The following is a 13651-nucleotide window of genomic DNA, read 5'->3' as shown; positions in this document are numbered from 1 at the left end:
TATAACCAGATGGGCAGATGCGTGAATATGCAGATGCTCAGATAAAAAATAATTTAATTTAAAACCCCGGCTTATTGTTGGGGTTTTTTAATTTAGATGCATATGGAAGATAAAGGGAACCAGAAATTCATGCAGATGGCTATTGACCTGTCTGAATATAATGTAACACAGGCGCAGGGCGGCCCCTTTGGTGCTGTGATCGTGAAAGATGGGATGGTTATAGCACGCAGCGCGAACAGAGTTGTACCAAATAACGACCCCACCGCGCATGCCGAAGTTTCTGTTATTCGCTTAGCCTGCCAGGAATTGGAGACATTTAATTTAGAAGGTTGCGAGATATACACCAGCTGCGAACCATGCCCTATGTGCCTTGGCGCTATCTACTGGGCTCGCATTAGTAAAGTGTATTACGCCAATACCAAAAAGGATGCTGCCGATATAGGCTTTGACGATCATTTTATTTATGATGAGTTGGAAAAACCCATGGAAAAACGCCAAATGCCGTTCGTACAAATGATGCACAATGAAGCGTTGGCTGTATTTAAACAATGGGAGATCTCGGAAAGTAAAAAAGATTACTAACCAATTAGCCCTATCCACTGGCAATCCTGAAAATCTGTAAGCATATGGAACAGTAAGCCTACAGCTACTATCCTTGCTTTTGGGAAAAACAGCATAATTACATACACACCTACTGCATAATAAGAGTGAAGTGGGTGGAAACCTATACTGCACCGCGTAGGGTCAAAAATAGGCTTGGCCAATAGGTGATCGGCATCAACCACCATGGTTGCCACCATAATTAACCATGCCTTTTGCCACCGGTCTCTAAAAAATATAAAAGCCAGTAAGCCAGGGGCTAAAAAATGCAGGCTGTAGTGTAATACAGGGCGCAGTACGGTTAAAAATTGTTCCAACCCTTATTAATTATAAAAGCTTCCTTATTAGCTTATCAGCGATTTTATTAACTCTTCCAGATCCTTTAGGTATAGCATGTTAGGGCCGTCGCTCAGGGCGTGGTCAGGATCGGGGTGGGTTTCTATAAAGTAACCGCTTGCCCCAAAGGCCCTTGCCGCGTGCGACATGTAAGGCACAAATTTACGGTCGCCGCCGGTTTTGCCACCTGCGCCGCCCGGGCGTTGTACCGAGTGGGTACAATCCATACAAACCGGGTAACCAAATTCCTTCATATCATAAATATTCCTGAAATCAACCACCAGGTTATTATAGCCAAATGAGTTGCCGCGCTCAGTCAGGATGATCTGCTCATTACCGGCTTCCTTTACTTTTTGCGCCGGATAAAACATATCCTGGCCGGATAAGAATTGCGCTTTTTTAATGTTTACTATTTTACCGGTTTCGGCCGCCGCAACGAGCAGATCTGTTTGGCGGCACAGGAATGCCGGGATCTGTAAAACATCAACTACCTCGGCCGCTACAGCAGCCTGAAATGGCTCATGGATATCTGTAGTAACGGGCAGGTTAAATTTTTCCTTTACATTGTTCAGCATTTCAAGCCCCTTGCCAATACCAGGACCACGATATGCATGGATACTGGTACGGTTAGCTTTATCAAACGATGATTTGAATACCACTGTTACCGGGTATTTGCTGCCAATTTCTGCAACCTTTTCAGCTACGGTATATAGCAGTTCCTGGTTTTCCATTACACATGGGCCAACAATAAAAAAAGGTTTATCGGTAATATCTTTATATAATGCCATTGTCTTTTATCTTTTTACGTGCAAGTGTCAGGTCTTCCGGGGTATCTATTCCCTTTTCAATATCTTTCACTTCAATCATTTTAATTTTATAACCGTTCTCAATCGCTCTTAGCTGTTCCAATTTTTCGGTACTCTCTAAAAACGAAACCGGCATGGTAATAAACTCTTTCAGGAACGACGTCTTATACGCATAAACGCCCATATGCTTTTTATAAGCAGAAACATCTTCCACCTCCCTATCTCTTGAAAATGGGATTGCAAACCTGGAGAAGTATATGGCATTGCCGTTTACATCAGTAACAACTTTAACCAGGTTTGGGTTGTTTAGTTCATCTATATTTGCTACCGGCGCATAAACACTGGCCATAACGGCATCGCTTTGTTGCAGGGCGGTTATAAGCCTGTCAATAATTCCGGCATCAAAAAAGGGTTCATCGCCTTGTACGTTTACAACCATATCGCAAGATACGGTTTCAATTACCTCAGCTATACGGTCGGTACCGCTGGGATGCTCTTCTTTAGTCATAAGTACATTGGGAGTAAACCCTTTGCAAATATTAAATACTTCATCACTATCCGCAGCTATCCATATCTCGTGATGAAGCGTAGCTTTTAAGCAAGCCTCGTAAACTCTTTGTATAACCGGCTTACCACCCAAATCGAGCAATACTTTGCGTGGTAACCGGGTCGATTTTAACCGGGCAGGTATAACAATATTCGCCTTCATGTATTAAGCCTGGTTAAATATCTGATAAACGCCCGTTAAGATGTTTTGATCGTTATGTACCAAAAGTGTAGTGATTTTTCGTTCCATCATTAACGCTTCGGCATCGTAAACCAATTCGTGTTCGTTAATGGTTTGAGGAGCGCTGTTCATTATATCGGTAATGGGCAAATTATGCAGGTCGTTATATTTAACTAATCCGCGGCGCAGGTCGCCATCGGTTATTACCCCTGCTACACTTTCTGGAGTGCCTACTATAACCATCCCCAGTTTTCCCTCGCTCATTTTCAGAACCAGTTGCGTAAAGGTAGCTGCTCTATCAATGAACGGAAGTTTATCGGTTCGCATCAAATCTTTTATTCTCACCAGTAGTTTACGGCCAAGCCTGCCTCCGGGATGAAACCTTGCAAAATCGGCCGGAGAAAAGTCTTTAGCCGTCATCAAGGCTACTGCAAGTGCATCGCCCATAACCAGTGTGGCTGTAGTTGATGAGGTTGGCGCAAGTTCAAGGGGGCATGCCTCCTGCTTTACACAAACATTTAAATGGTACGTGGCATTTTTTGCCAACGTTGAACTGGCATTACCTGTTATTGCTATGAATATATTTTTATTATACTGCAGGTATGGTACTATTTTTAAAATCTCCTCGGTTTCTCCAGAGTAAGATACCAGTATCACAACATCATCAGCACTTATCATCCCCAGGTCGCCATGGAAGGCTTCGGCAGGGTGCATAAAAAAGCTGGGGGTACCTGTGCTTGTGAATGTGGCCGATATTTTTTTACCAATATGGCCGGATTTACCCATTCCGCAAACCACCAGTTTACCTGTAGAATTTAGCACGGCATCAACAGCCCCACTAAATTGTTCATCTATCATCGATGCTACATACTGTAAGGATGCTATTTCTATATCAAATACTTTTTGGGCAATACTTTTCATAAGCTGTAAAAGCTCGGGGGAATTATTTTGTATTGCAATTATACTCAATAAAATCAGATTTAGCTAAACAGCGCCCTAATACGATTAACACCCATACCTTACAGGTATCAGCATTGACTAATCCTGCAATATCCTTAACTTTTTAGCTTCTACCTGCAGAGGTGCGGTTCTCCTGTTGTCAAGGCCCTCAAATTCTGAGTTTTTGCTGATAAATTCAGGAACAATTTCCTTCATTTTATTTACCATGGCCATATCATTGTTTTGCTTATTTAATAAAAGTAACTCGTTAATATCATCGGCAACTTTTTGATACGGATAATTGATCACCTCAGATATCTTGATCTTTTCGTGATGAGTAGGCATAGTATGCTCACCATCATTAAGCAACTCTTCGTAAAGCTTCTCGCCAGGGCGTAAACCTGAGTAAACAATTTTAATGTCCCTATCGGGCTGTAAGCCGGCAAGTTTTATCATTTTAAGTGCCAGATCAACAATTTTAACAGGTTCTCCCATATCAAAAATGAAGATTTCGCCACCACTTCCCATAGTACCGGCCTCTAATACCAGGTGTACAGCCTCCGGTATGGTCATGAAATAACGGGTTATTTCGGGGTGAGTAACTGTAATGGGACCACCTTTTTGAATCTGCGCCCTAAAGCGTGGAATAACCGAACCATTAGACCCCAGTACATTCCCAAAACGGGTTGTTATAAAACAGGTGCCTTTATTAATAGGGTTATCTTTTAGCGATTGGATGTAAATCTCGGCAATACGTTTTGTTGTGCCCATGATGTTTGATGGGTTTACAGCCTTATCTGTAGATACCATAACAAACTTATGTACACCAAAAGCTACCGACAGATCTGCAATGTTTTTTGTACCCAATACATTTGCCCTTACCGCCTCAGACGGGTTTTCCTCCATCATTGGCACGTGTTTGTAAGCTGCGGCATGGTAAACTACCTCGGGCCGGTAATCTGTAAACAGTTTACTCATACGGTCGTAGTTACGTATATCACCTATAAAAATCTTAATAGGTACTTTCGCAAACTTCTCTTCAACCTCTAAACGGATATCATGAAGCGGCGACTCGGCCTGGTCGCAAAGGATAACCATAGCAGGGTTATATTGCAATACCTGCTGAACAATTTCAGACCCGATTGAACCTGCCGCACCTGTAATTAAAACACGTTTACCCTGCAGATCTTGTGATATACGGGTGGTATCTATCTGTATGGTTTTACGTTGAAGCAGATCCTCAATTTTAAGATCCTTAATTTGTTGCATGTTAAGCTTACCGTAGATCCATTGATCAGACGGCGGTACGGTTAATACCTGTATACCCAATGCAAGGCAGGCCTCCAGTGCTGTTTTTTTCGACTGTTCATCAAGATGGTGGTTCATGATGATCATTTTATCGATAGCGCGTTTTTCTTTTAATTTGGGAAGTTTGTTAATGTCATAAACTCTAACTTGCTGTATCTCTTTATTAATTTTATTGGTATCAGCATCCACGAAACCGGCTATAACAAAGTTAGTTTGCGCACTTGCTTCTAAAGCTTGTTTAACTAATACTGCACTGGTATCTGAACCGTAAATAAGTACCGTGGTTTTTTTTGAGCTTGAATAGTTATTAATATAGTTAAAGGCACTTTTTACAGCACTTCTGAGCAGGATAAGGAGTGTACTTGATACTGAAAAGTTAACCAGCAGCACAAGATCGATGGTGGACGAATTAACATGCAAATATGGTTTTACCCAAATGGAAATTATAAGCATGTATAATATACTACTAATAAACACCGACCCGAAAATACGCAGTACATCGCGTGTGTTTGAATACCTGATAAGGCCTATATGTACCCGCATGAGGTACATAACTATCACAGCAACTATACAATAAACACCTGTATAAATAAAGAAGTATCCTCTTAATATATTAGCAAATTCAAACCTGTTTACAATAAGATAAGAGGAAGCAAATGACCAGGTAACAATTACAAAGTCTAATAACATTATTATCCACCTTGGGAGTACCTTACTGAATAGTAAATATTTTTTCATAAATGTATTTTCTGGGGGCAAATGATGCAAATTTAATAATTTCAGGCATTAACTAATGCTTTAATTTAAGTATTTATTTAGTTTAAAGAAACCATTATCTCATAATTAAACCTTTTTTGTGAATTAATACAGATAAATGCAAACCAAAAAGTACTACTTATTAAACAATAGTAATATAATGACTAAAGTCTACAACACATTTGGGGGGAGTTTGTTGCTGAACATTACAAATATAAAATATTACAAATAAAAAAATAATACATTTATTAATTTACTGTATAATTCTAAGTTTCATCAAATAAGGTTTAATAATTAAATAACTAAGCATTAAGGGCAAAATTACTATTGCAACTATCGTTAACGGGTTCAAATTTTCATTAGTTATAATTAATATAATTACTGCTAATTGCACTATAGCATAAATAGATGAAACAATTAAATGAGGCATTTTATACTCATTAGATAGTAACTGATAAAAATGCAGCCGGTGTGCTTTAAAGATATTTTGTTTTAACATTAAACGATGGATGATAGTTAGCACAGCATCTACGCCGTAAACTGCCAGGAAAAGTATGTAAAGCCAGTTGTTAGTAATAAATATAAGCTTTAAGAGTAAAAAGGTTATCCAAAAGGCAATTGTTACACTACCCACATCACCGGCAAAACATCTTGCTTTCTTACGGAAGTTAAAAATCAGGAATGCGATACATGCTAACATGGGCACCCATATCATCTCGGGGGATATAAAGCTATTATGCCGAATATTTACATATTGTAACCCCGCAAATGTCACCAAACTGTATGAACCGGTAATCCCGTTAATGCCATCCATAAAGTTGTAAGCATTAATAATGCCTATTGCTAATATATATAATAAAGCAACCCCTAACAATGAGTATGAAGAATATACATGAAGTGATAGAAACATTAAGCTTACTGCTATTCCATGTATAGCCAAACGCAATTTATTTGGCAATGTATATATATCATCGGCAAAGCTTATTGCGCCTATCGCTATCGCGCCGGCTAACACCAAATAAAACTCATTAAAGTGCCACACCAATAAAATAAGCGCCGCCAGTATAAATATAATTCCCCCACCGCGTATGGTAATTGCGCTATGCGAACTACGCTCGTTGGGGTGATCGATAATATTGTATTTATCGGCTATTTTAAAGTATAATAACATGGCTCCAATAAACACTAAAAACAAAAGCAGGTATATCATCATTATATATTATTTATTAAAACTTTTGATGGTTTGTGTAAGCCCATCTTGGGTTCTAACCGGTAGATTTGTTATCTGCAAAGCATTTTTTATTTTTTGATTTGAAACAACGTAATTTTCTGTTAGTTTTTTTAGTCTTTCGGAATTGAGGGGTAATTTAAGTTTATCTCCAATACTTGCTGTAAACTTTAAAAACGATTGATTAACATACCATAAATTAGGTTTACGGTTTAATGTTTGAGAAATTATTTTTACAATCTCAACTGTTGACAAGCTTTCGTCATCGGCAATATTATAAACACCAGAAGGCGCGGTATTACTTTCAATAAGTTTGCCAATTATAAAGTTGAGATTTTCTATATACAAAAATGACCTACGATTGTCAAACGCAGCAAGCGGATAAGGAATACCCTTACTAACAAACTTATACAATAAGTTTAGGTTTCCTTTATTACCCCGCCCATGAATCATACAGGGCCTTAAGATATATACATGCTTATCTTTAGGTAACTCCTTACTAATTATGTATTCCTCAGCTTTTAGCTTTGACTTACCATATGCAGTTTGTGGATTAGGTTTTACCGTTTCGTTTAAAACGCCATCAACTGTATCAGCCACAGCTTTAACACTGCTAAAATAGATAAAACGGGTTGCCTTACTTTTTAAAAAATTGTCAAATAATTTTATAGTAAGGCCGGTGTTTATATCAAAATACTCTTGCGGGTTGCTGGTATTTTTAATGTCGTGTGCTTTTCCGGCTAAATGAATTATAACATCAATATCAATTGTAAAAAAACTGCTTAGGTTTGTCCATGATATTTCATTGCTATCCGTATTTGCGCCCCTGATTAATTTAAAAACATCATGGCCGGCATCTGTAAGATATTCACTTAAATTCTGCCCAACAAAACCCGATGCACCAGAAATTAATATATTATTCATTACAGGTAGCTTAGTATAGAGGTTGCCATCTGTTTGTTAATTTGCTCCCTTCTAAAGTTCTTTAAAAACTCGTTTCTAAAGCCTAAAGAATATTGATAATTGTTAAGCTGCCCAACCATGTCATTTACATCTCCCGGCAGGAAAAGAATTCGGTTAGGAATGTTTTTATCAATAAACTGATTAGCAAAACCCGCTACACCTGCTATTATAGGCTTATCATAGGCGCCTAATTCAAATATCTTTGATGGCAACACCTTTTTAAATGCGTCGTAATCGTTTAGATGCAAAAACAAAAAGTCGGACTGGTCATAAATAGAAAGCAGTTCCTTACGGGATACCGGCCCTCTCAATTCTACATTGTTAACGCCTGATTCAGCAATGCCATCCACAAGCTTTTGTTTCGCACCACCGTCGCCAATAACCAGGAATTTAAATTTATCACCAAGTGCCTTTGCCGCTTGCGGGATAATTTTATGCAAACCCTGCCCTTCTCCAAAGTTGCCGGCATAGGTTATTAAGCGCTGCTTCTTATCAGTATAAATAGTTTCTTTTAGATCTATAAATTCCGGATCAATGCCGTTTGAGAAATACGAATATTTTGCTTTTTTATACTTTGTGAAATATTGCTCGAAGCCTCCGGATATCAAATTAATGTGGCTTGCATAGTTAAATATCTGTGTTTCTACAGTTTTCAATATAGGTATCAACCCACTTTTTAAAACTTTACTTTGCAATACATCCTGCATGGTATCGATAAAGATGTCACGTATATCAAGGTAAAGCGGTATATTCTGCTTTTTGGCTATTCTATAGCCAAGATACGCCGTAAATAAGCGAGAGGAAGATGCAAATACCAGATCATACTTTTTACCTTTAATTATTTTTTGGGCTTCTAAAAAATAGGTTTTAAAGGAATTGATCTGATCCATAAACCCACTTTGGTGTTTAGGTATCAGGATACGGTGTATGTTAATGTTACCATACTCTTCAAAAGCCGGGGCTGCAGTATCGAATGTGTTATAACGGTTTGGAAGCGTAGTAACTATATCAATTGTAGCTACACCATTAGCTTGTTTGGCCAATTCTTTGGCTAAAGGAGAATTTCTGAAAGAGCCTGCGCAGAGGTCTGGTTCGAAATAAAAGCTCAGGTAAAGGATATTTTTCATTAATTATTATTAAACCGCATTATGCTTTTTAATTCTTTATTAAAAAACACAACAAGGCAAACTGCCGACAAGTATTTATTATACCCATTGGCTAATTCATATTTCTGTATATCAAGTTTAATTGCATTTGTAAAAGCAATAGTTGCTATATTATCAATGAGTACCTTATCATTCCCTTGTATTATTACATTACAATTTGAGTGAAAATGAAACAAAGCTTTGCAAACCAATTTCTCTTCGGATATTGTATCCTCTATTTGGATAAGATCTTCGGCAAAAATAAAAGTTCTTTGATGAATAGCTGCAAATTTCTTTTGATAACCGTTATGCAACGCAGTTAGCGAATGCGTTACATCAGCAGTTATTGTAACCTGGGCACGCCTGCCTACCCTAAAACCTCCCCAAACTTCCGATTGGTTTGTATCCTCTACTTCAACAGTGTTATGTGCATTGGTTGACCGTTCATAGTTTCTTTTCTCCCCTATCTGATAAGTTGATGTACCTGCATCAACAACTATAGGTAACCCTTTGCTATATAAAACAAATGATAAAGCGTCTGAATGGCCGTGCCCCGGTTGGTAAGACGGCCCTACTGCACCAACATCAACAACACATTCGTAATTATCAAAGCCATATTTACGATAGCCAGAGGCGGCTAACTTTAATTGTTTATTAGGGTTAACCCCAAGTTTCTGCGCAAGACCAAACAATTGTTGGCTGGTAAAAGTTATTCCTGCTGCGCTATCATTAAAATGAGGGATATCGCCATTGTTAAAGGTAATAATTTGAAGCCACCCTAGCATATCTCTTGCCTTTGTTTTAGCAAAGGTTAAAAATTCAATATCGTGACCATCTGTATTACTATACCAATCGACAAGTTCCAACACCCTAAACAGGATAATTTGATGGTACATAGGGCTTAATTCAAAGTGCCCTCCATCGTTTAGTATCTGCTCTTTCAGTTCTCTGTAAAGTATATTTTTGGCTTTTTGCTTCCAATCAGGCATATTAAAAATATGCCCTCCCATAAACAATGCAAAAGCATCTTCCAAAAGGTGGTTACCAAGTAAATGATATTCAAGGTTCCTGTTAAGATACGCGAACTGCGCATATAACTCATCAATAATTACCGAATTGGTAATGTTTTCTGTACTAATGAACCTTACCGTATTCATAGCCCTCAATGCAACCGGGTATGGCTCGAGCTTAAGTTTACCTGTTTTTAGCCATAGTCCGATATCTATAAGCAAATTTTGCTTAGCCTGTGATGAAACATCGGGCTGGTGTAAAAAATTGAAGTATTGTAAATTATAATTCCATAATTTGCCGTATTGCTGGTAATCCCAATCTATTTTATTTTCAAAATTGTGGCTTATATTTAAAAAATTGAACGTATCGCCTTCAATTAAATTTTCTGTGGTATAATTTAAAGTAAAGTTTAGCGGTATGTAACCCGGCTGTATATTATTTTTATTTATATACCAGTTAAGATTACGAACTGGTTTTAGCCTATTGTATAATTGATGAGTAATTTGAACGGGTTTTAAATGCCGAACAGTACGTATGAGTAGTAGAATTTTGCTAATCACAGTTAATTATTGCTGTAGTTTTAAAAGCGCATCAACAATCCGTTCCCCTGTTTTACCATCCCAAAGTTCGGGGATTCCACCCTCTTTCCATTCACCTTTAAAAAGCTTTTCAAACGCAGGCTTAATTGCGTTAGGGTTGGTTCCTAAAAGTTCGTTTGTGCCTATTGTAATAGTTTCGGGGCGTTCGGTATTGTCACGTAATGTCATGCAAGGCACTCCCATTACAGTAGTTTCTTCTGTTATGCCACCAGAGTCGGTTACAACCACTTTTGCCCGTTCAACCAAGTAATTAAATTCAAGGTAACCTAATGGTTCTATCATGTGCAGGCGCGGGTCGGCTATGCCTAAGCCTTGTAAAATTTTAGCGGTGCGGGGATGCACCGGGAATACCAAATGAAGATCATTGCTATTGTTTATGATCTCCTGCAGTAATTCTTTTAATTTACCTTCTTCATCAACATTTGCAGGCCTGTGCAAAGTCATAACAACATATTTACCACTTTCTAAACCCAGGGTATCCCAAATAGCGGGTTTTATAAATTGGTGCTTATTTTTTAGTAGCGTATCTATCATCGTGTTCCCCACAAAGAAAATACGATCATCAGTTACACCTGTTTTAATAAGGTTATCGCCTGCAATTTTGGTAGTGGTAAAAAAGTAATTCGTTATGCTATCAGTTACCAGACGGTTTATCTCTTCGGGCATTGTCCAGTCTCCAGACCGTATCCCCGCTTCAACATGGGCAACTTTTACATGTAGCTTTTGGGCAACAATTGCACAAGCCATTGTAGATGTAACATCGCCAACAACTAATACAATATCAGCGGGATTGGCCATTAATTCTTTTTCGAAGCCTACCATAATTGCTGCTGTTTGCTCCGCCTGGGTTCCGCCCCCAGCCGCAAGATTGGCATTGGGTTCGGGTATTCCTAACTGCTCAAAAAAATCACCAGACATTTTCTTGTCATAATGCTGGCCGGTGTGTATCAATCTATAATTTATTTTTTTGCCATTAGATATAGCATTTTCAATAGCGCTAATTATTGGTGCTATTTTCATAAAATTGGGCCGTGCACCCGCGATAATAGATATAAGCATTGTTGGTTTAGTTTACTAATTCTTTGATCATCCTGTTTCTTACCTCGTCGGCTTTATTTAATGATGATGGGGCTGAGGTGACTGACAGTACAAGATCTTTTGTTTTTTGAACCCCAAATTTTTTGCTGTATGTACTTATAATTCGATAATCTTCAATTCCAAGCTTGAAAGCCTCCCACCTCCTGCTTGTAATTATACCATTGTCTGGCGAATTATAGATAACTGCAAAATCATTCCCTACATTTTTAAACGGTGCCGAAATAAGATTGGTGCTTCTGTCACTCCCTATATCGGCATAGTTCCAAAATCCAATACCTTTTAAGCCTTTTGCAAATGCATTCCAAGCCATTAACCGGTAATACTGATATGGCGATAATGATCTCGATACGCCTTTTGTATCGTATATCCAAACGTCTGACTGACTGGCAGCAATTGCTGCTAATAAAGACGCGTCATTCTTTACTTCAGATACACTTAAATAGGGGCTAACCTGTTTTATAGCATCCGCATTTGTTAAGGTTCCGAACAGCTTTAAATTTGAGACACTCTGTTTAGCCCATTTTGCAAATACATTAAAAGCAGTGATATCATTTTTACGCGCCTCATCATATGGGTACAGGTAAATATTTGTTATCCCGCCGTTATTTTTAATAGTAGCGATCATAGCAGCATACCACTTTATGAAATTTGCTTTCCACGCATCAGTCATGAATTTCACGTTAGGGTCTGAGCTTTGGTTGGCAGCCGCGCTATAGTTGGCAAATAACAAAATGTTTTTTGCCGGTTTTATATTTTGTATATAGGCGTTTAAAGCGGTAAAATTAAAATCGCCCGGTTTAGGTATAACCTTAGCAGGTATTACAAATGTGTTTATATGGTGGTCCTTTAAATCTTTAACGGCGGCAGCTTTGATATTTTTTAACATGGGGTAATTCAGGTAAGCCCAATTAACGGTGTTAATGTCATTATCTGCAGCCCCAGATATATTTATAATATTTGTATTTACACTGATGCTGCTGTTAAACCCTTGCGAAGTTATACCTATAGTTGATGATGCAGCGGTAGCAGATGCTTTCCCTGTAACCTTAAACACAAACATTTTTGATTCTCCGGGTTGCACATTCGCGTTTCTCATGATAGGTACAAGCGGGTCTACTACCTGCGAGCCATCTAACGATGGTACCTGTCGGCCTTCAAATAAATCTATTGATGCAATTGAAGGATTATTATTTATGTTAAATGAAACAGTTTGCGATGTGGTATTAGTGTTGGTAATCACAAAAGCTCCATATTGAACGCCACCTACACTAATTGCAAAATCATATAATAACGGCCCATTAGCTGCAACAGGCTTTCTTATTGCGCTTAAGGTATCCCAGGGATTATACTTTTCAATGACAAAGCTGGTAGCAAAGCTTTTCTTTAACTTATTGGCATTGGCAACACCAATTTCGCCCTTAACTTGTGCAATACTTTTATTAGCCATTGTGGTTATACTGTAACCTTTTCTTGCAAGGTCTTTTTTATCAGATGTCGCTTGGGTTAAAGAATCAACAACATCTTTAATTTTGGCAACAGGGATGTTTTTTGCAATAGCCTTAGCCACACCATTGCCCCTTATGATCTCTATCTCATCACAAAAAATAAATTTTCCGTTTGGCACAACCACCAATTTAACATACCGTCCGGTAGCGTTTAAATTATCAACGCTAAATTTTTCAACCTTATAAGTTCCAGAGGCGTTATCATCAGTCTGAGCGGCATCACCTAAGTAAGCATAGTTTTGGTTATCGCTGCTTATAAATACATAAATATTAGCAGGAAAGTTAACACCGGCCTCGCTCCCCCTAACAGAGTTAAAATTGACTGCTCTTACCGGCGCCTGGCGTTGCAAATCGATAGTTATAGTAACATCGTTCCTTCTTGTCCAGCCTACTGTGGTTTTATTTGTCCACAATTTTCCGCTTGTATAGCTACCATCAGTTAATGACGTTTTATCAGTAGACGGGGCGGTTAAATTATAGTTTGGTAAAACCGATAAAGTGTATGGCTTATTTAAAGCGATATTTTGTGCTTTACCTTTAACCGTGCAACCCACGCAAAATGCGCACACAAGAAAAAATTGTGCTAAATAGTTGATATAGAAATTGTGTTTGCCGGTTAAATTTTTCATG

The 13651-nt window shown here is 38.3% G+C and carries 12 protein-coding genes; 1 reads left to right on the top strand and 11 read right to left on the bottom strand.

The window, feature by feature from the left end:
- The first annotated feature begins 102 nt into the window (after positions 1-102).
- The gene (locus tag IDJ75_RS13205) at positions 103-582 is read left to right on the top strand and encodes a nucleoside deaminase (RefSeq protein ID WP_191176059.1); all 480 of its coding nucleotides are present in this window, start codon (positions 103-105) and stop codon (positions 580-582) included.
- Here the strand turns inward: IDJ75_RS13205 and IDJ75_RS13200 are convergent.
- The 11 genes from IDJ75_RS13200 to IDJ75_RS13150 all read right to left on the bottom strand — a co-directional run bounded on the left by IDJ75_RS13200 (position 579) and on the right by IDJ75_RS13150 (position 13650).
- Positions 579-917, bottom strand: coding sequence for a DUF6122 family protein (locus IDJ75_RS13200; RefSeq protein ID WP_191176058.1), 339 nt, complete (start codon positions 915-917; stop codon positions 579-581). The two genes, IDJ75_RS13205 and IDJ75_RS13200, sit on opposite strands and share 4 nt — an antisense overlap.
- Positions 918-944: 27 nt before the next feature.
- Entirely contained in the window at positions 945-1724 is a 780-nt protein-coding gene (gene kdsA, locus IDJ75_RS13195) for a 3-deoxy-8-phosphooctulonate synthase (RefSeq protein ID WP_191176057.1), read from the bottom strand.
- Positions 1711-2451, bottom strand: a complete 741-nt coding sequence (gene kdsB / locus IDJ75_RS13190) for a 3-deoxy-manno-octulosonate cytidylyltransferase (RefSeq protein ID WP_191176056.1) — start codon at positions 2449-2451, stop codon at positions 1711-1713. Before kdsB ends, kdsA begins: the two co-directional genes overlap by 14 nt.
- A gap of 3 nt (positions 2452-2454) precedes the next feature.
- Positions 2455-3390, bottom strand: coding sequence for a KpsF/GutQ family sugar-phosphate isomerase (locus IDJ75_RS13185; protein WP_191176055.1), 936 nt, complete (start codon positions 3388-3390; stop codon positions 2455-2457).
- A 117-nt stretch (positions 3391-3507) separates the two neighbouring features.
- Positions 3508-5454 (bottom strand): polysaccharide biosynthesis protein, encoded by a 1947-nt coding sequence (locus IDJ75_RS13180; protein WP_191176054.1) that lies wholly within the window; start codon positions 5452-5454, stop codon positions 3508-3510.
- Between the two features lie 271 nt (positions 5455-5725).
- Positions 5726-6685 (bottom strand): MraY family glycosyltransferase, encoded by a 960-nt coding sequence (locus IDJ75_RS13175; protein WP_224746577.1) that lies wholly within the window; start codon positions 6683-6685, stop codon positions 5726-5728.
- Between the two features lie 6 nt (positions 6686-6691).
- Positions 6692-7624 (bottom strand): NAD-dependent epimerase/dehydratase family protein, encoded by a 933-nt coding sequence (locus IDJ75_RS13170; RefSeq protein WP_191176053.1) that lies wholly within the window; start codon positions 7622-7624, stop codon positions 6692-6694.
- Positions 7624-8790, bottom strand: coding sequence for a glycosyltransferase family 4 protein (locus IDJ75_RS13165; protein WP_191176052.1), 1167 nt, complete (start codon positions 8788-8790; stop codon positions 7624-7626). The genes IDJ75_RS13170 and IDJ75_RS13165 overlap by 1 nt, the downstream gene beginning before the upstream one ends.
- Entirely contained in the window at positions 8790-9965 is a 1176-nt protein-coding gene (locus IDJ75_RS13160; RefSeq protein ID WP_224746599.1) for an alginate lyase family protein, read from the bottom strand. The genes IDJ75_RS13165 and IDJ75_RS13160 overlap by 1 nt, the downstream gene beginning before the upstream one ends.
- A gap of 420 nt (positions 9966-10385) precedes the next feature.
- Entirely contained in the window at positions 10386-11477 is a 1092-nt protein-coding gene (gene wecB / locus IDJ75_RS13155) for a non-hydrolyzing UDP-N-acetylglucosamine 2-epimerase (protein WP_191176050.1), read from the bottom strand.
- A gap of 7 nt (positions 11478-11484) precedes the next feature.
- Complete coding sequence (locus IDJ75_RS13150; protein ID WP_191176049.1) at positions 11485-13650, bottom strand: discoidin domain-containing protein; 2166 nt, start codon at positions 13648-13650, stop codon at positions 11485-11487.
- Between the last annotated feature and the right edge of the window lies 1 nt (position 13651).

The sequence above is a fragment of the Mucilaginibacter rigui genome (assembly GCF_014773275.1).
In the GTDB taxonomy this organism is placed as follows: domain Bacteria; phylum Bacteroidota; class Bacteroidia; order Sphingobacteriales; family Sphingobacteriaceae; genus Mucilaginibacter; species Mucilaginibacter rigui_A.
This window is presented reverse-complemented; position numbering and strand designations above follow the sequence as displayed.

Coding starts and splice junctions, on each gene's coding strand:
- IDJ75_RS13205 (WP_191176059.1), top strand. CDS start 103: ATGGAAGATAAAGGGAACCAGAAATTCATGCAGATGGCTATTGACCTG.
- kdsA (WP_191176057.1), bottom strand. CDS start 1,724: ATGGCATTATATAAAGATATTACCGATAAACCTTTTTTTATTGTTGGC.
- kdsB (WP_191176056.1), bottom strand. CDS start 2,451: ATGAAGGCGAATATTGTTATACCTGCCCGGTTAAAATCGACCCGGTTA.
- IDJ75_RS13185 (WP_191176055.1), bottom strand. CDS start 3,390: ATGAAAAGTATTGCCCAAAAAGTATTTGATATAGAAATAGCATCCTTA.
- IDJ75_RS13180 (WP_191176054.1), bottom strand. CDS start 5,454: ATGAAAAAATATTTACTATTCAGTAAGGTACTCCCAAGGTGGATAATA.
- IDJ75_RS13175 (WP_224746577.1), bottom strand. CDS start 6,685: ATGATGATATACCTGCTTTTGTTTTTAGTGTTTATTGGAGCCATGTTA.
- IDJ75_RS13170 (WP_191176053.1), bottom strand. CDS start 7,624: ATGAATAATATATTAATTTCTGGTGCATCGGGTTTTGTTGGGCAGAAT.
- IDJ75_RS13165 (WP_191176052.1), bottom strand. CDS start 8,790: ATGAAAAATATCCTTTACCTGAGCTTTTATTTCGAACCAGACCTCTGC.
- IDJ75_RS13160 (WP_224746599.1), bottom strand. CDS start 9,965: ATGAATACGGTAAGGTTCATTAGTACAGAAAACATTACCAATTCGGTA.
- wecB (WP_191176050.1), bottom strand. CDS start 11,477: ATGCTTATATCTATTATCGCGGGTGCACGGCCCAATTTTATGAAAATA.
- IDJ75_RS13150 (WP_191176049.1), bottom strand. CDS start 13,650: ATGAAAAATTTAACCGGCAAACACAATTTCTATATCAACTATTTAGCA.